Below are 16,511 nucleotides of genomic sequence, written 5' to 3'. Positions count from 1 at the left end.
GGAGACCGACGCCGCCTACCTCACCAGCGTGTACTTGCCGTTCTTCACGGTGAGCAGGATGCGCGAGCGCTCGTCGAGGCCGTAGCGGTCCTTTTCGGTGAAGTTGTAGACGCCCTGGCTGGCGGCCAGCTCCTTCTCGGACAGCAACGCCTGACGGATCGCTTCGCGGAACTCAGGTGTGCCGGGTTTTGCGGTCTTCAGCGCCGTCGGGATGATACGCTTGAGGATCTCGAAGGCATCGTAGGAATGGCCGGCGAACTGGCTACGGCTGTTCGGGCCGTACTTGGCTTCATAGGCTGAGTTGAGCGCAAGGCCGGGCTTCTTGGTGGCAGCTTCCTCCGGCTGGTCCTCGGGGTCCATGACAGGACCGGATGCCATCAGCACGCCTTCGGCCGCTTGGCCGGCGATGCGGATGAAGTCCATGCTGGCAGCGCCGTGGGTCTGGTAGATCAGGCCCTGATAGCCGCGCTCACGCAGCTCGGTCTGCGGCAGCGCGGCCGCGGTGCCGGAGGCGCCGACCAGGATCGCATCGGGATTGGCGGCCACGAGCTTCAGCACCTGGCCGGTCACCGAGGTATCCGGACGGGCGAAGCGCTCCTCGTCGACAATGGTCATGCCCATCGGCACGGCCTGCGCCTTCAGGTCGTTGAACCAGAGGTCGCCATAGGAGTCGGAATAGCCGATATAGCCGAGGGTCTTGATGCCCTTGGACTTCATGTGATCGTACAGCACCTTGCCGACGATTGGGATCGGCTGCGGCATCGCCACCGACCACTTCATGCGTTCCGGCGTGATCGGGAAGGGAGCCAGACCAAAGTGTGGAATGCCGGCTTCGTTGGCGACGTTGGAGACTGCGATGGTCGGCGGCGTCAGCGCCGAGCCCATGATGATGTCGGCTTTGGATTCGGTGACGAAACGGCGGGCGTTGGTGGTCGCGGTGGTGGGATCGCCGCCGTCGTCGAGCACGATCACCTTCAACGGAACGCCGCCGATTTCCTTCGGCACGAATTCCAGCGCGTTGCGCTCGGGAATTCCGAGCGCGGCGCCCGGGCCGGTGGTGGTGGTGGTGATGCCGATGGTGATTTCGTTGGTCTGGGCGTGCGCGGGCAAGGCCGGCAACGCCAGCGTCGCCGCCGCGATGGCAGTCAGGTAAAAGCGTTTCATCAATTCCTCCCTTGACGTTTTCTTTGAAAGCAGAAATCGGGGATGAATTCAGCCCCGTCTTTTGGCGATGCGGCGATTTGGTTCCGGATTAGCTCCCTGTGAATTTGGCGACCATTTCCGGGGGGAAGGGTGCCGATTTCAGTCTGTCGGGGTTGTCGGGGTCGCGGCCGACCAGAACGCGCGTCTCGAAGCCTTCGATGGCGAGCGCCTCGCCCTTGTAGACGTTGTGCTTCACCTCGAAGCTCGAGCGTTTGATGCTCTCGATCTTCGTTTCGATGGTGATCCAGTCGCCATAGGTCGAGGGAATGTAGAACTTGGACCGCGTATCGACCATGGGGATGCCCACCAGGCCGTATTTGCGAACCAGGTCCTGCTTGGAGAAGCCGGCGATCTCGAACAGGGTCGACGTCGAATCGTCGAACATCGCGAAATAGCGCGGATAGTAGACGATGTTGGCGGGGTCGCAGTCGCCCCACTGGATCTGGACGTCGCGCCGGTTCACGAACATGCGTTGAGTGCCTTATTTCGGCGCCATGCGCAGCGAGCCGTCGAGGCGCACCACTTCGCCGTTGAGATAGGAGTTCTCGACCATGTGCAGCGCGAGCGCGGCGAATTCGTCGGCATTGCCAAGACGGCGCGGGAAGGGGATGGCGGCGGCGAGCGAGTCCTGCGCTTCCTGCGGCAGATTGGCCAGCAGGGGCGTCAGGAACAGCCCGGGCGCGATGGTCAGCACGCGGACGCCGAACTGGGCGAGCTCGCGCGCGATCGGCAAGGTCATGCCGACGATGCCGCCCTTCGAGGCCGAGTAGGCCGACTGGCCGATCTGGCCGTCATAGGCGGCGACCGAGGCCGTGTTGATGATGACGCCGCGCTCGCCGCTCGCCTGCGGCTCGAGCTTGGACATCTCCGTCGCCGCGAGGCGCAACATGTTGAAGGTGCCGATCAGGTTGATCTTGATCACCTTGTCGAAATCGGCAAGCGCCATCGGGCCGTCGCGGCCGACGACGCGTTTTGCAACGCCGATGCCGGCGCAGTTGACCAGTACGCGGGCCGGACCATGGGCCTTGGCCGCCTGTGCGATCGCAGCTTCAGCGGAGGCCGCGTCTGAGACGTCGCAGGTGACGGCGACGCCCTTGATCTCGGCGGCAACGGTCTCTGCAAGCTTGGTATTGAGATCGCACACCGCGACCTTGGCGCCCTGCGCCGCCAGTTTTCGTGCTGTGGCAGCACCCAGACCCGATGCGCCGCCGGTGACGATGGCTGCCTGATCCTTCAACAACATGGCGTTCTCCTTCGATGAGTTTCTTTAGCCGACCGATATCACGCGGTCAGACGGATTGGCAGCGTAGAGCTCTTCAATCAACGCGCCGCGATGCTCCAGCACCGCGCGCTGGTTGATCGAGCCCTTGTCGGTGACCTCGCCCTTGTCGATCGAGAGCGGGGTGTCCATCAGGATCGCACGGGTAATCCGGGTCGAGGAGCCGGTCGCCGAACCGAGAAACTGGGTCAAGCGCTCGCGGAACGCCTCGCGGACCAGCCGGTCGCGCGTCGCGACCACGAGGTCGTCTGGCGGCAGTGTCGGGTTGATCAGGCGGCAGCCGTCGAGATCGAGCACGATGAGAGCGGAGATCTCGTCACGGTTGATGCCGGCGATGACGACGTCGCGCACCAGCGGCGCGCAGGCCGCGATGAGGCGCGCGCGCAAGGGACCGACGCTGACCCAGGTGCCGCTGGCGAGCTTGAAATCCTCGCTGACGCGGCCGTCGAAATCGAAGCCGGCGTTGAGATCATCAGGATCGGCGGGCTTGAGCGCATCGCCCATCTTGTAAAATCCTTCCTCATCGAAGGATTTTGCGGTGATGTCAGGCTGGCGCCAGTAGCCGGGCATCACGTTCGGCCCCTTGGCGCGGACCTCGAGCTTGCCGTTGTTTGGCACCAGCTTGGCCTCGTTGCCGGAAACGGGAAGGCCGACATGGCCGGAGCGGCTGGTACGCGGATTGACCGACATGAAGAACGGTGCGGTCTCGGTGGCGCCGAGGCCGGTCAGCATCGGCACGCGATATCCCTTCTCCTTCAGCGCGAGCTCGTCAAGACTGTTCCAGACGAACGGCGACAGCGCAGCGCCGGAGAAGAACATCGCATGCAGGCGATCGAAGAACTTTGCGCGCAGGCCCTGGTCGTCGCGCAAATAGGGCAGCAGCGATTCATAGCCCTTGGGCACGTTGAAATAGACCGTCGGCGAAATCTCCTGGAGATTGCGCACGGTCTCCTCGATGCCGCCGGGCACCGGCTTGCCGGCGTCCAGATACATCGAGCCGCCATTGTACAGCGTCAGCCCGATATTGTGGTTGCCGCCAAAGGTGTGGTTCCATGGCAACCAGTCGATGATGACAGGCGGCTCGTCCTTGAGGAAGGCGAGCGTCTCGCGCAGCATCACCTGGTTGGCGCAGATCATGCGCTGGGTGTTGATGACGGCCTTGGGATTGCCTGTTGAGCCCGAGGTCAGCAGGAATTTTGCGATTGTGTCGGGGCCGATCTTCGCATGGAGCTGGTCAAGATCGCTACGGATCGGGGTTGCGATGAGGTCGGCGAGCAGGGTGACGTCGCGGCCCGGCACATGGCCATAGGACGCAGCGATCTCGGTACCGAGGGAGACATTGGCGGCGAGCGCGTCCGCGAACTTGTCGGCATCCTCTGCGAAAACGAGGCCGGGCGTCAGCAGCTTCATCAAATATGCGAGCTTGCCGTAATCCTTCGACACCAGTGAATAGGCCGGTGACACCGGGCAGAAGGGAATGCCGGCATAGAAGGCGCCGAAGGCGAGCAATGCGTGGTCGATCGAATTGCCGGAGAGGATGACGACCGGCCGCTCCGCCGACAGGCCGCGCTGGATCAGGCCTGAGGCGATATGCCGGCTCGCGGTGAGCAGCTCGGCATAAGTGATCTTGCGCCAGCCCCGGCCACCCTCGCGCTCGGCCATGAAGACGCGGTTCGGCGTCGCCGTCGCCCAGTGATGCAGACGATCGGTGATGCGGACGGGATAGTCGCCGAGGGGCTGCTTCGGCCGCAGATAGATCGTGCCATCGGCGCGACGCTCGACATCGACCACGGGATCTCCGAACGAGATCGGCCGCAGCGGAGAATTGCTCACGCCGCGCTCTGTGCTGGAAGAGGACGGCTGTGCGCTCATGACTTCGGCTTTACCTTGGCGGTCTTGTGCTCGAGGAACTCGCGGATCCTGCGTTTTGCTTCCTTGTCGCTCTGCGCAACGGTGGCCATCAGCGATTCCATCAAAAGGCCCGTTTGCGGATTGGCCTCCGCGATCATCGGGAGCGCCTGAAGCACGGCGAAATTCGTCAACGGCGCGTTGGACGCAATCTTGGTCGCAAGCTCCAGCGCCTTGGGCAAGCCGTTCCCTGCCTCGGTGACATATTGCGCAAAGCCGTAGGACGCGCCCTCGGTCGCGCTATAGACGCGGCCGGTCAGCATCATGTCCATCATCCTGGCAACGCCGATCAGCCGCGGCAGCCGCACCGAGCCGCCGCCGCCGACGAAGATGCCGCGCTGCCCCTCCGGCAGCGCAAAATAGGTCGAGGGTTCGGCGACGCGGATATGCGCCGCGCAGGCAAGCTCCAGCCCGCCGCCGATCACGGCGCCCTTCAGCGCGGCGATGACGGGGACGCGGCTATACTGGATACGGTCGAACACCCGATGCCACATTTGGGAATGGAGTAGGCCGCCGGTGGCGTCGTGGTCCTGGAGCTCGGACAGGTCGAGACCGCTGGAGAAATGGTCGCCGATGCCGTGAATGACCACCGCACCGACATCCTCGGGCAGGGACGTAAAGCATTGGCCGATTTCGAGAATGATGCCGTCATTGAGCGCATTGCGCTTGGCCGGCCGGTTCAGCCCCACGGTCAGAACCCGGTCCACCCTCTCGATCTGAAGCAGCCCGGAGGTGCCCGCGCCAGCGGTCTCGGCGTTTCCCTGTGTCATTTGCGTCCTTATCAGAATAGTTATGTTGTATAACGAATTTGGGAGGAGTCAAGGAGGGGCGCCGTCAGGTAGGCAAAAGCCGTCCTCCAATTTGGTGTCGTCCCGGCGGAGGCCGGGACCCATAACCCCAGGGAGGAATTTGGCGAAGATTGGTCGTTCGGTACTCCGACCGCCTGCAGCGGATAGATCACGCGGTATGGGTCCCGGCTTTCGCCGGGACGACAGTTGAGTGTGCGCTCACACCACCTGATGCACGTCGATCACCACCCGGTCTGCGTGCCGCGCGGCTGAGCCGACAAAGATGTGCTCCATCAGCCAGCGGTATTTCTCGTGCCCCGTCTCGAATTTCGGCACGGTCCGAAAATAGATCAGCTTCGGATCAACGGGTTCGCCACGCTTGAGCTTTTGCAGGAGTTCGATCGGGCCAAAGCGGATGCCCTTGTTCTCGACATAGATGGTGGCGCCGTCGTCGGTCTCGAAGGCGTATTTGGCCTCCAAGTCGATCAGCTCGTTGGGGCGGATGGTCTGGAAGTCGGCGCCGAACGGAAGCACCCTGCCTGATAACGCCCCCGTCACCTCACCGCCGATGATCGGGATGATGCGGCGGACGCCGATGCCGGTCTCGCCGGCGGTGACGACCTCGCCGATACGAGCGGTGATGGTGAAGACGTATTTGGTTTCGAGCGTCGGTGTGGTCATTGCTTCGCCTCGCTAGTGCGCCATCATCCGCATCGGCAGCCATGTCGCCAGCAGCGGGAACGCGATCAGGATCACCAGGCGCACGAGGTCGGTCGCCACGAACGGAATCACACCCTTGAAGATCGTGGAGAAGGAGACGTCCTTCACCACGCTCTTGATGACAAACACGTTCATGCCGACAGGCGGATGGATCAGTCCGAGCTCGACCGTCATGACGATGATGACGCCGAACCAGATCGGGTCGAAGCCGAGATGTGTGATCACGGGGAAGATGATCGGCACGGTCAGGATGATCATCGCCATGGCGTCCATCAGGCAGCCGAGCACGAGATACATCACCATGATCAGCGCCAGCACGCCGTAAGGGCCGAGACCGAGGCCGGTGAGAAATTCCGTCACCTTCTGCGGCGTCTGCGTCACCGTGAGGAAATAACCGAAGATCAAAGCGCCGATCAGCACGGTGAACACCGCGGCCGCGGTGCGCGTCGCCTGCAGCAGCGAGGCCAGCACCTTCTCGCGGTCGAGCCGTCCCGTGACCATGCCGATGATGAAGGCGCCGGTGGCGCCGACGCCGCCAGCTTCCGTCGGCGTAAAGCGCGGCAGGAAGGGCAGTCCGTAGAGACCGCCGATCACGAACACGAACAGCAGCACTGGCGCCCAGATGTCCTTCAGTCCGGCGAAACGCTCGCGCCAGGGCAGCACCTTGCCCTTGGGCAGGAAGTCGGGGCGCAGATAGCCGATCAGGAAGATCGTGATCATGTACATGGTCATCGCCAGCAGGCCCGGAATGATGCCGGCGACGAAGAGTTTGCCGATGTCCTGCTCGGTGATGATGCCGTAGACCGCGAGCACGGTGGAGGGCGGCAGCATCGCGCCAAGCGTGCCGCCGGCCGCGATCACCCCTGTCGCAAAGGACTGCGGATAGCCGAAGCGGCGCATCTCGGGATAGGCAACGGCGGAGAAGGTGGCTGCCGTCGCCACCGATGAACCGCAGATCGCGGCAAAGCCGCCGCAGGCGCCCACGGTCGCGATGCCGAGCCCGCCGCGCAAATGTCCGACAAAACCGTTGGCGGCGCGGAACAGCTCCCGGCTCATGCCGGAATTGCTGACGAACGAGCCCATCAGCAGGAACATCGGGATGACGCCGAAGGTGTAGTCGGTGACCGTGCGCATCGAGGTCTGGCCGACCAGTTTCAGCGCCGGCGTCGCGCCGACCAGATAGGAGAAGCCGGAGACGCCGACGAGGCCCATGGCCATGCCGACGGGCACGCGCAGCAGCATCAAGGCAAACAGGGAGATGAAGCCGATTACGGCGACGGCATCTGTGCTCATGATTATTCCGTCGCCTTCAGCTTGGGGTCGTGCATCTCTTCAGGATGGAAGATCAATCGGTAGGTGCGGATCGCGATCAGCAGCACGGCCGAGACGTCGCCGATCCAGGCGATCGCGAAGAACGGCCAGGTCGGCATGTGCATGTCGAAGGTCTGGACGTTGTCGTTGTAGGTGCCGCGCACCTTGTCGAACAGCGTCCAGGTCTGCACCGTGACGACGAACAGCAGCACCAGCGTCGCGAACACGTCGATCCAGCGCTGGTAGCGTGGCCCGACATTGCCCCAGACCAGATCGACCGTGATGTGCGTGCCGCGGTAGGAGGTTGCCGCGATGCCCCAGAAGATCAGGATGCCGAGCAGCATGCGACCGATGTCGAAACTGTCAGGGATCGAATAGTTCAGCGTGTTGCGCAGCAGCACCGACAAAAAAATGTCGAACGCGACGATACCGACGAACGCGGCGGCGATCCATTCGATCGTGTCGATGATGCGGTCCATCCAGGCGCGCTTCATGGGGAGAGAGTCCTTTCGACCAGTTCGAGCTGTCCCCGCGATGGAGCTGCGCTCCCTCCCCCGCTTGCGGGGGAGGGGTGGGGAGAGAGTGTCTCCACAATCGAGAACCTCCAAGAGGAGAGAGCCCTCACCCGGCGCTCGGGACGATGCTTCGCATCGCCCGGAACGCGCCGACCTCTCCCGCAAGCAAGCGGGAGAGGTGTAGTCTCACTCCGCCAATGCGTTGTACTTCTTCAACGACGCCTTCAATTCCGCCAGCGCAGCGTTCGGATCGATGCCGGCCTTCTTGACGCCATCGCCCCAGGTCTTGACCAGCGGTTCGGCGGCCTTCTTCCAGGCGGCGGTCTGGTCCGGGGATAGCTTGTAGACCTCGTGACCTTCTTCCGCCTTCACCTTGTCGACGCCGGCATCTTCGAACTTGCCCCAGTGCTCGCCAACCACGCCGGCCATCTCGGTCGAGCAGTTCTTGTCGACCGCGGCCTTCTGCTTGTCGGACATCGCATTGTACTTGTCCTTGTTGATCACGAACACGAAGGTCGTGGTGTAGAGCGGCGCTTCCATGTGGAACTTGGTGACCTTGTCGATGCCGAACAGCACCAGCGAGCCCCAGGGAAAGGTGACGCCGTCGGCGACGCCGCGCTCGATAATGTCGCGCACTTCAGGGGCGGAGGACTGCACATTGGTGCCACCGAGCGCGGTGACGAAGTTCGCCATGGTGGCGTGCGCGGGGCGGATCTTCATGCCTTTCACGTCCTCCGGCATGGCGATCTTCTTGCTGCGCGAGTGGAAGGACGAAGGCGAGTGGACGAAGGCGAGGCAGTATTTGACGTCCTTCATCTCCTTCTCGGCATATTTGCGGTACCAGGCGTCCAGCCCCATCGAGCCGCCCTTGGCGTCAGAGATCAGGAACGGCAATTCGCCGGCGCCGATGACCGGGAAGCGGCCGGGCTGGTAGCCGGGATTGACATAGGTGACGTCAGCGATGCCGTCGCGTGCCATGTCGTAATGGTCGAACGCCTTGCCGAGCTGCTGGGCCGGAAACACCTTGCCGGTGATGGTGCCGCCGGAATCCTTGTTCACTGCGGCCACCCAGTCTTCAAGAGACTTTTGCAGCGGATGCGACGCCGGCACCCAGTGCGACACCTTCAGGTCAACGGTTTTGTCCTGCGCGAATGCAGGCGTCACGCTTGCTGCCAGCAGCAAAGCCAGACAGGCCTTCCTCATCTCGTGTCTCTCCCCTTTTGTGACGGCAGGCTTCGACGGCCCGGTCTTGTTAATTAACATGTTATCTAATCGGCCGGCGCGTTCAAGCCGGAACTGCTGCGTCATCTACGTCAGCGGTGTTGCACGGATTTGTCGCTTGTCCGAGCGACCAACCTCCCTTTTTGCTAAACCGTTATATGATATAATTATCCTGCGTGGATCAACGCGACAAGCGAGCCGCGACGAAAGCCTACAGGATCGGGAGGAGCAAGTATTGCGGACAAAAGTCGCAATCATCGGTGCCGGGCCGGCGGGATTGTTGCTTGGGCAATTGCTGCACATTTACGGCACCGACAACGTCATCCTGGAACGGCAGAGCCCCGACTACGTGCTCGGACGCATCCGCGCCGGCCTGCTGGAGGAGGGCACCGTCGCGCTGCTCGATCAGGTCGGTGCCGGCAAGCGGGCGCATGCCGAAGGCCTGGTGCACGAGGGTATCGAACTGGCATTTTCCGGGAGCCGCCACCGCATCGACATGAAGGCCGCCACCGGCAAGACGGTGATGATCTATGGCCAGACCGAGGTCACGTTCGACCTGATGAATGCGCGCAAAGCCGCCGGTCTCACCACCGTCTATGAGGCCAAGGACGTGCAGCCGCATGATTTCGACGGCAGTCACCCGCGTGTAACCTGGGTCAAGGATGGCGTCACCCACACGCTCGATTGCGATTTCATCGCCGGGTGCGACGGCTTCCACGGCGTCAGCCGCGCGAGCGTGCCTGATACGGCGATCGAGGAGTTCGAGCGGGTTTATCCGTTCGGCTGGCTCGGCATCTTGTCCGAGACGCCGCCGGTCAGCCACGAGCTGATCTATTCCAACCATGCGCGTGGCTTTGCGCTTTGCACCATGCGCTCGATGAAGCGCAGCCGGCATTACGTGCAATGCTCGCTCGATGACCATGTCGATCAGTGGCCGGACGATCGCTTCTGGGACGAGCTGAAGCGCCGGCTCGACCAGGAGGCGGCCGACAGTCTCATCACCGGCCCCTCGATCGAGAAGAGCATTGCGCCCTTGCGCAGCTTCGTCGCCGAGCCGATGCGTTTCGGCAAGATGTTCCTGTGCGGCGACGCTGCCCACATCGTGCCGCCGACCGGCGCCAAGGGGCTGAACCTCGCCGCCAGCGATGCGCATTATCTGTCAGGCGCACTTCGCGAGCTCTACGACGAGAAATCGAGTGCCGGCATCGATACCTATTCCGCCAAGGCGCTGGCGCGCGTCTGGAAGGCCGTGCGCTTCTCCTGGTGGATGACCTCGATGCTGCACAAATTCCCCGACACCGGCAGCATCGGCGCGCGCATCCAGCTCGCCGAGCTCGACTACGTCACGCAGTCGCCGGCCGCGATGACGTCACTGTCGGAGAATTATGTGGGGCTGCCGTTCTAGGACGGTGCCGTAGGGTGGGCAAAGGCGCAAAGCGCCGTGCCCACCACACCTCTTCACGATTGAGAAAGTTGGTGGGCACGCTTCGCTTTGCCCACCCTACGGCACTGTCAATGCGGCACCACACGTTTCAAACATCTGCGCAAATCCCGTTTAAAACTTTGTAATTGATGCGTTCGTCTCGTCCATCGCGTTCAATGCTGTCAATCGACAACGCGAGACGCGCATGACCTCCATCGACATCCCCGAAGGCTTCGAGCCGCTCGCCCGCAAGAGTCCGATGACCGAACCGTGGGAGCCGCTGTACGCGAAGAAGACCGACCGTGCCGTCATCATCGGCCTGCGGCTGGCAAGGCCGCACACCAACGGGCGTGGCTTGATCCACGGCGGCCTTATCACCGCGCTCGCCGACAACGCGATGGGCTACAGCTGCGCCCAGCTGACGAACTGGACCACCTCATTCGTGACGGTCTCGCTGTCGATCGATTTCGTCGGCTCGGCCGAGATCGGCCAATGGTGCTCGATCGAGAGCGACGTGATCAAGACCGGCAAGACGATCTGCTTCGCGCAGAGCCTGGTCAAGGCCGACGGCGCCGTGATCGCGCGGGCCAGCGGCACGTTTCGCGTCGTGCCGAAGCCGGGGTAGCTGTCATTCCGGGGCGGTGCGAAGCACCGAACCCGGAATCTCGAGATTCCGGGTTCTCGCTTCGCGAGCCCCGGAATGACGACTTCACCCAAACTTCCAATCCGTCGTCTCCACCACGAGATCGATGAACGCCCGCACCTTGGCCGAGAGCAGCCGCGAGGTCGGGTAGACGATGTGGATCGGCAACGCCGGCTGCTCGTATTTCGCCAGCAGGACCTTCAGGCGTCCGCGCTTCAGGCCCTCGGCGGCCTGATAGGCCAGCACGCGCGTGATGCCGCCGCCGGCTTCGGCATATTGCAGGGCGGCGTCGGCACTGTTGCTGATGAAGCGCGGAGATGGCGTCACCTCGATGCCCCGGCCGTCCTGCATGAACTGCCAGCTCGCGGACGGACCAAATTGGATCGTCTGGTGCTCAGACAGCGCCTGTGGCGTCCTCGGCTCGCCGTGGCGCTTGAGATAGCCTGGCGTTGCCACCGTGATCCGCCGCATCTCGCCGACCTGACGCGCGACCAGCGAGGAATCGGCGAGATGACCGATCCGCACCGCGGCATCGACGGCGTCCTCGACAAGGTTGACGAGATTGTCCGACAGCCTGAGCTCGGCCGCCACCTCGGGATAGCGCTTGAGATAGTCGGTCATGACAGACCCGACATGAAGCCGGCCGAAACCCACCGGGGCCGAGACCACCAGCCGCCCGCTCGGCCGGTTGCGCTCTTCCCGCGCCGCGCCGTCGGCCTCCTCGACGTCGGCGAGGATCCGCCGGGCGCGCTCCAGATAGCGCCTGCCGACATCCGTGAGCCGCACCTGTCGCGTGGTCCGCTGCAACAGCCGCGCGCCAAGATGCTCCTCCAGCGCTGCGATCAGCCGCGTCACCGCCGAAGGCGATAGCCTTAGCTTGCGCGCCGCCGGCGCAAAGCCGCGCAGATCGGCGACCGTGATGAAAACGCGCATGGCATCGAGGCGGTCCATGGACATTATTGCATATATCGCAATGATGAAGTGTCAAGCCGCCTGATTGTTTTAGACGGCAGAAGGTCCATCTTGGGTCGTGAAAGACGCAGACATGCGCCGGAATTTTCAGGAGATATTCCGATGACCGCAGTTCATACCTATGCCAGCGATGTCGCCTTCACCCCCGCCGTGAAGGCGATCCAGGCACGCAAGGGCTCGCGCGAAGCCTATGGCCGCGTCGAGCAGCGCGGCTGGCGCACCGAGGTCGACGAGAACCTCGAGGCCTTCCTCGCTGAGGCCAACAGCTTCTACTTTGCCACGGCATCGGCGGACGGCCAGCCCTATATCCAGCATCGCGGCGGTCCGAAGGGATTTCTGAAGGTGCTGGACAAGCAGACTCTTGCTTTCGCCGACTATGCCGGCAATCAGCAATATCTGACTCAAGGAAATCTCTCCGAGAACCCCAAGGCCTACATTTTCGTGATGGACTATGCCCATCGCCGTCGCGTGAAGATCTGGGGCGAGGCGCGCGTTGTCGAGGATGACGATGCGCTGACGGATGCGCTGATGCCGAAGGGCTATCGCGCCCGGCCCGAGCAGGTGATTCTCTTCAAGATTGCGGCCTGGGACACCAACTGCCCCCAGCACATTCCGCAAAAGTTCGACGCCCCGGATGTGGCAGCGGCGCTAGCCGCGAGGGATCAGCGGATTGCGGAGCTCGAGGCGGAAATTGCCGCGCTGGAGGGACCAGCGGCTGCGGAGGGCGGCTAGTCGTCCACGTCGTCCTGCGTGCGGCCGAACAGGTGCACGATGCCAGGCGTCGCAATTGTCACGAACACGAAGCGCGACAGGTGATGGGCGCCGACGAAGATCGGATCGATGTGCAACGTCAGCGCCAGTGCCAGCATCGCGTCCATCGCGCCGGGCGCGTAGGCGACGACGACGTCCGAGAATTTCACCTGCGTGGTGAGCGCGACGATGCCGACGAAGATGGCGGAGACGGCGATGGCTACGGCAAATGAGCCGAGCGCGGCGTTGATGTGGCCGGCCAGCGTCTTGATGCGCATCCGGGCAAAGCGGCTGCCGATCAGCGCGCCGATACCGACCAGCGACACGCCGCGCACCCAGTTCGGCAGGCCGCCGTCGACCCAACCCGCGCCGTGCAGCACGCTGGAGGCGATCATGGCGCCGAACATCCAGCTCGCCGGAAATTTCATCAGCCGCAGCACGAGTGACGCCGCCAGCGAAGCGGCAACCAGTTCCAGAAGATCGAGCGGCGAGGCGATCGCGGTCGTCAGAGATGGCGAGACGGAGGGGGCGACGCCCGCAATAGCCAGCACCATCGGCAGCGCCGCCGTCAGGATGATCACGCGCATGGTCTGCACCACCGCGATACCCGGCAAATCGGCCCCGCGCTCAACCGCCAGGATGGTGATCTGCGAGAGCGCACCGGGGCTGCCGGCCAGGAAGGCCGAGGTGCGGTCCCAGCCATGGACGCGCTGAAGGTAATAGCTGGAGCCGAAGGTCGAACAGAAGGTGGCGAGCGCCAGAAGCCCGATGGTCAGCGGATAGGCGCTGACCTGCTGGATCAGATGGCGCGATACGACCGAGCCCAGCGAAATTCCGAGCAGTACCAGCACGGTCTGGGTCAGGAGCGGGGGGACCGAGAGCTGACGTCCGGCAATCGCGGCGATTCCGACCGCGATCATCGATCCCGAGATCAACCCGCCCGGCAAGCCCAGGGCAAGGAACATCAATCCACCGGCCGCGCCGATGATTAGTGTCTCCGCGGTGCCTAAAACCTTGGCGCGGCTCGGCCATTCGAACGGAAGGGAGGCGGTGATTTGCTTCACGCCGCCTTATCGCAAATCGGCGAGAGGGGCACAATTGCAGGCTCGTCATGCCGCAATGCGTGCGCCTCTCGCCAAAGGCGAGGCGAGGATTGTGACGGAATTACTTCTTGTCAGCGGCCGGCGCTGGCGTGGCAGCGCCACCGGCCTTCGCAGTCTTGATGCATTCGGAGCGGAATTTCTTGCGCTCCTTGCCATGCAGGCCCTTGGCATCCGCCTGCTTCGAGCATTCCAGCGACTCGGCCGAGTGCTCCTTTGGCGCCTTCTTGTCAGTGGTGGTAGCAGCATCGGTCTTCATATCGGACTTGGCAGCCGGCGCCGCGGTCTGGGCGAAGGCGGTGCCGGTGGCGAACAGGGAGGCGATCGCGACGACGGCAAGGCGGGAGGCGAGGGTCATGATGTGGCTCTTCTTGCGAGAGTTGCGGAGGCCGCGAACGTCGACCCGCGTTGCTGAACGCCACATGAATAACACGACCGGAGCGGCCACTATATTTTGGCCTCAACCACCATCGCTTTCTTGTCCGAAGTCGCCGACACGCTAGGATAGCAATCCTCGTTTTGCTTCCCTGAGGGAGACCAAGGATGACCATTCAAGCGAAATTGTTGTGTGCCATTGCGGTAACGGGCGTTGCCGCGCTGGTGGCGAGTGCGCCGGCCCGGGCATTGACCGCGCAGGAGTGCAGCGCGAAGTATCAAGCCGCCAAAAAGGACGGCTCGCTCGGCACCATGAAGTGGAATGATTTCCGCAAGGCCCAGTGCGGCGCCGATGCGACGCCTGCGGCTGCGCCGACCGCAGCTGCCCCCGCCGCACCTCCGTCCGCCCCGGCGGCGACAACGACGGCGAAGAAGGAAGCTGCGCCCGCGGCTGCTCCGGCGCCGACCCTGCCGGCCGGTCCCGCGATCTTCCCGAACGCCGTCGATCCGAAATACGCCAAGGAGACCGCCGGCAAGGCCCGCCTTCACACCTGTGTCGACCAGTACAATGCCAACAAGACCACCAACGGCAATGGCGGCATGAAGTGGATCGCAAAGGGCGGCGGCTATTACAGCGAATGCAACAAGAAGCTGAAAGGCGCCGCCTGAGGCTTCGAGATCACGTCGAGGCCGGAGCCAGACTCCGGCCTCTTGTTTCAGTCCAGCAGTTTTTCGGCCGACTTCGCCACGAGCTGCGATCGCTTGCGTGGGCCGCGCTCGACGAACAACAGGCTCTGGCCGAAGATGAAGCAGTAGAACAGGAAGGCCTGTGCTTCAGCTTCTTCGGCTTCAAGGCCGGTCGCGCGATAGAGTTCGGCGACGTGGTTCAGCCGCGCCGCATCGACACTTGCGACCGCCGCCGCGGCGCTCTCGTCTGAACGCGCCCACTGCCTGATCGCGAGCTCGATCGCCATGCCTTCCGGATTGAGCCGCTCGGAGTAGAGCTGGATCACCGCCTTCAGCCGCTCGCGGGGTGCTTCGCCGTCAAGGCTGGTCTGCTGCGCGATCGAGGCCGAGCGGCCCTCGCGCCAGTGCACCAGCATGGCCTCCAGCAGCGCGGCGCGGTCGGCGAAGCGGCGGTAGAAGCCGCCTTTGGTGACGCCGAGATTCTTGGCGAGCACCTCGACCCTGACACCCTCGACGCCTGCACGGGCAAGCTCCTTGAATCCTGCCTCGACCCAGACGTCGCCCTTGCCGTCGTTCATAAATGAAGCCCTCACCGGTTCTTGATACGGTGCCGTATTGCTAACGCGTTCGGCGCTTGATACGCTAGCGTATCAAAATCAAGACACGGCAAGGGCGGGGAATGACGATGGAGCAGGAGGCAACCTACCGCGGCACGGTCTATCCCTGGCACTGCGATCATGTCGGCCACATGAACATCATGTGGTATGTCGGCAAGTTCGACGAGGCCAATTGGAATCTGTTCGCCCGGCTCGGGCTGACGCCGAGCTATCTGCGCATCTCCGGCCGCGGCATGGCAGCGGTGCAGCAGAACATCACCTACAAGCGCGAGTTGCTCGCCGGCGACATCGTCGAGATCCGCAGCCATCTACTCGAAGTTCGCGACAAGTCGATCCGCTTTCGGCACGACTTGACCAATGCCGAGACCGGCGAACTCGCCGCAACTTGCGAGATCATCGGTGTGCACATGGACCGCAGCCAGCGCAAATCGGTGCCATTCGAGGCTGTGATCCGCGAGCTCGCTCTGAGACATCTTGTCGAACCGGTCGAGGCCTGAGCCATGGCTGCGTTCGAGCCGAAAAACCCCGGCTATCGCGCGGCGGCCATCGCGATGTTCGAGCGGCAGCCGGCGATGCACACGCTCGGCATCGTGATCGTCCGCCTCGCGCCAGGCGAGGTCGAGCTCGCCATGCTGCATTCGGCCACCTTCACGCAGCAGAACGGCTTTGTCCATGCCGGCATCATCACCGCCGGGCTCGACAATGCCTGCGGCGTCGCCGCCTTCACGCTGATGCCATCAGAGGCCGATATCCTCACGGTCGAGTTCAAGACCACGCTGCTCGCGCCGGCCCGCGGCGAACGCTTTGTCTTCAAGGCCGAGGTCGTCAAGCCCGGCCGTCCACTTACCTTCTGCGAAGCCAAGGCTTTTGCCGAACACGAGGGCAAGACCACACTGATCGCGACCATGACCGGCACGCTGATGGCAATGCTGCCCCGCGCAACCGCTTCGCACGAGCCGCGCCCATCCCACGCCTAGCGGCAATTGACAAGCCCTGCAG

At 63.4% G+C, this 16,511-nt stretch carries 19 protein-coding genes; 6 read left to right on the top strand and 13 right to left on the bottom strand.

Features of this window, described 5'->3' with window-relative positions; all coding sequences use genetic code 11:
- Positions 1-15: 15 nt before the first annotated feature.
- The 9 genes from XH80_RS14000 to XH80_RS13960 form a co-directional block, all read right to left on the bottom strand.
- The gene (locus tag XH80_RS14000; RefSeq protein WP_271599061.1) at positions 16-1,164 is read right to left on the bottom strand and encodes an ABC transporter substrate-binding protein; all 1,149 of its coding nucleotides are present in this window, start codon (positions 1,162-1,164) and stop codon (positions 16-18) included.
- 88 nt (positions 1,165-1,252) lie between these two features.
- Positions 1,253-1,672 (bottom strand): acyl-CoA thioesterase, encoded by a 420-nt coding sequence (locus XH80_RS13995; protein WP_271599060.1) that lies wholly within the window; start codon positions 1,670-1,672, stop codon positions 1,253-1,255.
- Positions 1,673-1,684: 12 nt separating this feature from the next.
- Complete coding sequence (locus tag XH80_RS13990; RefSeq protein WP_057746374.1) at positions 1,685-2,446, bottom strand: SDR family NAD(P)-dependent oxidoreductase; 762 nt, start codon at positions 2,444-2,446, stop codon at positions 1,685-1,687.
- A 24-nt stretch (positions 2,447-2,470) separates the two neighbouring features.
- Positions 2,471-4,354: a feruloyl-CoA synthase gene (locus XH80_RS13985; RefSeq protein ID WP_271599059.1), complete on the bottom strand. Its 1,884-nt coding sequence runs from the start codon at positions 4,352-4,354 to the stop codon at positions 2,471-2,473.
- Positions 4,351-5,160, bottom strand: a complete 810-nt coding sequence (locus XH80_RS13980) for a crotonase/enoyl-CoA hydratase family protein (RefSeq protein WP_220006062.1) — start codon at positions 5,158-5,160, stop codon at positions 4,351-4,353. The genes XH80_RS13985 and XH80_RS13980 overlap by 4 nt, the downstream gene beginning before the upstream one ends.
- A 237-nt stretch (positions 5,161-5,397) precedes the next feature.
- On the bottom strand, positions 5,398-5,859 hold the full coding sequence (locus tag XH80_RS13975; protein ID WP_271599058.1) for a DUF3237 domain-containing protein: 462 nt from the start codon (positions 5,857-5,859) through the stop codon (positions 5,398-5,400).
- A 12-nt stretch (positions 5,860-5,871) separates the two neighbouring features.
- Positions 5,872-7,191 (bottom strand): TRAP transporter large permease, encoded by a 1,320-nt coding sequence (locus tag XH80_RS13970; RefSeq protein WP_271599057.1) that lies wholly within the window; start codon positions 7,189-7,191, stop codon positions 5,872-5,874.
- 2 nt (positions 7,192-7,193) lie between these two features.
- Complete coding sequence (locus XH80_RS13965) at positions 7,194-7,703, bottom strand: TRAP transporter small permease (protein WP_271599056.1); 510 nt, start codon at positions 7,701-7,703, stop codon at positions 7,194-7,196.
- Between the two features lie 207 nt (positions 7,704-7,910).
- Complete coding sequence (locus tag XH80_RS13960) at positions 7,911-8,927, bottom strand: TRAP transporter substrate-binding protein (protein WP_271599055.1); 1,017 nt, start codon at positions 8,925-8,927, stop codon at positions 7,911-7,913.
- Between the two features lie 253 nt (positions 8,928-9,180).
- Here XH80_RS13960 and pobA point away from each other — a divergent pair, with 253 nt between their 5' ends.
- Positions 9,181-10,350, top strand: coding sequence for a 4-hydroxybenzoate 3-monooxygenase (gene pobA / locus XH80_RS13955; protein ID WP_271599054.1), 1,170 nt, complete (start codon positions 9,181-9,183; stop codon positions 10,348-10,350).
- Positions 10,351-10,573: 223 nt separating this feature from the next.
- Positions 10,574-10,993: a PaaI family thioesterase gene (locus XH80_RS13950; RefSeq protein ID WP_271599053.1), complete on the top strand. Its 420-nt coding sequence runs from the start codon at positions 10,574-10,576 to the stop codon at positions 10,991-10,993.
- Positions 10,994-11,077: 84 nt separating this feature from the next.
- On the opposite strand, the gene XH80_RS13945 is transcribed toward XH80_RS13950, so the two are convergent.
- The gene (locus XH80_RS13945) at positions 11,078-11,962 is read right to left on the bottom strand and encodes a LysR family transcriptional regulator (RefSeq protein WP_271599069.1); all 885 of its coding nucleotides are present in this window, start codon (positions 11,960-11,962) and stop codon (positions 11,078-11,080) included.
- A gap of 123 nt (positions 11,963-12,085) precedes the next feature.
- Here XH80_RS13945 and XH80_RS13940 point away from each other — a divergent pair, with 123 nt between their 5' ends.
- Positions 12,086-12,715 (top strand): pyridoxamine 5'-phosphate oxidase family protein, encoded by a 630-nt coding sequence (locus XH80_RS13940; RefSeq protein ID WP_271599052.1) that lies wholly within the window; start codon positions 12,086-12,088, stop codon positions 12,713-12,715.
- On the opposite strand, the gene XH80_RS13935 is transcribed toward XH80_RS13940, so the two are convergent.
- Both XH80_RS13935 and XH80_RS13930 read right to left on the bottom strand, forming a co-directional pair.
- The gene (locus XH80_RS13935) at positions 12,712-13,797 is read right to left on the bottom strand and encodes an AbrB family transcriptional regulator (protein WP_271599051.1); all 1,086 of its coding nucleotides are present in this window, start codon (positions 13,795-13,797) and stop codon (positions 12,712-12,714) included. The genes XH80_RS13940 and XH80_RS13935 overlap by 4 nt on opposite strands.
- 100 nt (positions 13,798-13,897) lie before the next feature.
- On the bottom strand, positions 13,898-14,191 hold the full coding sequence (locus XH80_RS13930) for a PsiF family protein (protein WP_057746872.1): 294 nt from the start codon (positions 14,189-14,191) through the stop codon (positions 13,898-13,900).
- 185 nt (positions 14,192-14,376) lie between these two features.
- Here XH80_RS13930 and XH80_RS13925 point away from each other — a divergent pair, with 185 nt between their 5' ends.
- Entirely contained in the window at positions 14,377-14,877 is a 501-nt protein-coding gene (locus XH80_RS13925) for a hypothetical protein (RefSeq protein ID WP_057746418.1), read from the top strand.
- 47 nt (positions 14,878-14,924) lie between these two features.
- Here XH80_RS13925 and XH80_RS13920 read toward each other — a convergent pair whose 3' ends face one another.
- Positions 14,925-15,473, bottom strand: coding sequence for a TetR/AcrR family transcriptional regulator (locus XH80_RS13920; protein ID WP_271599050.1), 549 nt, complete (start codon positions 15,471-15,473; stop codon positions 14,925-14,927).
- A 107-nt stretch (positions 15,474-15,580) separates the two neighbouring features.
- On the opposite strand from XH80_RS13920, the gene XH80_RS13915 reads away from it, so the two are divergent.
- Positions 15,581-16,009 carry an acyl-CoA thioesterase gene (locus XH80_RS13915; RefSeq protein ID WP_220006074.1) on the top strand — a complete coding sequence of 143 codons (429 nt, stop codon included), beginning with the start codon at positions 15,581-15,583 and terminating at the stop codon, positions 16,007-16,009.
- Positions 16,010-16,012: 3 nt separating this feature from the next.
- Complete coding sequence (locus XH80_RS13910; RefSeq protein ID WP_271599049.1) at positions 16,013-16,489, top strand: PaaI family thioesterase; 477 nt, start codon at positions 16,013-16,015, stop codon at positions 16,487-16,489.
- The last annotated feature ends 22 nt before the right edge of the window (positions 16,490-16,511 follow it).

The organism is Bradyrhizobium sp. CCBAU 45384, assembly GCF_028128665.1.
Classification (GTDB): domain Bacteria; phylum Pseudomonadota; class Alphaproteobacteria; order Rhizobiales; family Xanthobacteraceae; genus Bradyrhizobium; species Bradyrhizobium manausense.
This window is presented reverse-complemented; position numbering and strand designations above follow the sequence as displayed.

What these genes read in the sequence shown, in the direction of transcription:
- XH80_RS13970 (WP_271599057.1), bottom strand. Translation starts at nt 7,191, where the DNA reads ATGAGCACAGATGCCGTCGCCGTAATCGGCTTCATCTCCCTGTTTGCC.
- XH80_RS13915 (WP_220006074.1), top strand. Translation starts at nt 15,581, where the DNA reads ATGGAGCAGGAGGCAACCTACCGCGGCACGGTCTATCCCTGGCACTGC.
- XH80_RS13920 (WP_271599050.1), bottom strand. Translation starts at nt 15,473, where the DNA reads ATGAACGACGGCAAGGGCGACGTCTGGGTCGAGGCAGGATTCAAGGAG.
- XH80_RS13960 (WP_271599055.1), bottom strand. Translation starts at nt 8,927, where the DNA reads ATGAGGAAGGCCTGTCTGGCTTTGCTGCTGGCAGCAAGCGTGACGCCT.
- XH80_RS13975 (WP_271599058.1), bottom strand. Translation starts at nt 5,859, where the DNA reads ATGACCACACCGACGCTCGAAACCAAATACGTCTTCACCATCACCGCT.
- XH80_RS13940 (WP_271599052.1), top strand. Translation starts at nt 12,086, where the DNA reads ATGACCGCAGTTCATACCTATGCCAGCGATGTCGCCTTCACCCCCGCC.
- XH80_RS13925 (WP_057746418.1), top strand. Translation starts at nt 14,377, where the DNA reads ATGACCATTCAAGCGAAATTGTTGTGTGCCATTGCGGTAACGGGCGTT.
- XH80_RS14000 (WP_271599061.1), bottom strand. Translation starts at nt 1,164, where the DNA reads ATGAAACGCTTTTACCTGACTGCCATCGCGGCGGCGACGCTGGCGTTG.
- XH80_RS13910 (WP_271599049.1), top strand. Translation starts at nt 16,013, where the DNA reads ATGGCTGCGTTCGAGCCGAAAAACCCCGGCTATCGCGCGGCGGCCATC.
- XH80_RS13930 (WP_057746872.1), bottom strand. Translation starts at nt 14,191, where the DNA reads ATGACCCTCGCCTCCCGCCTTGCCGTCGTCGCGATCGCCTCCCTGTTC.
- XH80_RS13985 (WP_271599059.1), bottom strand. Translation starts at nt 4,354, where the DNA reads ATGAGCGCACAGCCGTCCTCTTCCAGCACAGAGCGCGGCGTGAGCAAT.
- XH80_RS13990 (WP_057746374.1), bottom strand. Translation starts at nt 2,446, where the DNA reads ATGTTGTTGAAGGATCAGGCAGCCATCGTCACCGGCGGCGCATCGGGT.
- XH80_RS13965 (WP_271599056.1), bottom strand. Translation starts at nt 7,703, where the DNA reads ATGAAGCGCGCCTGGATGGACCGCATCATCGACACGATCGAATGGATC.
- XH80_RS13950 (WP_271599053.1), top strand. Translation starts at nt 10,574, where the DNA reads ATGACCTCCATCGACATCCCCGAAGGCTTCGAGCCGCTCGCCCGCAAG.
- XH80_RS13995 (WP_271599060.1), bottom strand. Translation starts at nt 1,672, where the DNA reads ATGTTCGTGAACCGGCGCGACGTCCAGATCCAGTGGGGCGACTGCGAC.
- XH80_RS13980 (WP_220006062.1), bottom strand. Translation starts at nt 5,160, where the DNA reads ATGACACAGGGAAACGCCGAGACCGCTGGCGCGGGCACCTCCGGGCTG.
- XH80_RS13945 (WP_271599069.1), bottom strand. Translation starts at nt 11,962, where the DNA reads ATGGACCGCCTCGATGCCATGCGCGTTTTCATCACGGTCGCCGATCTG.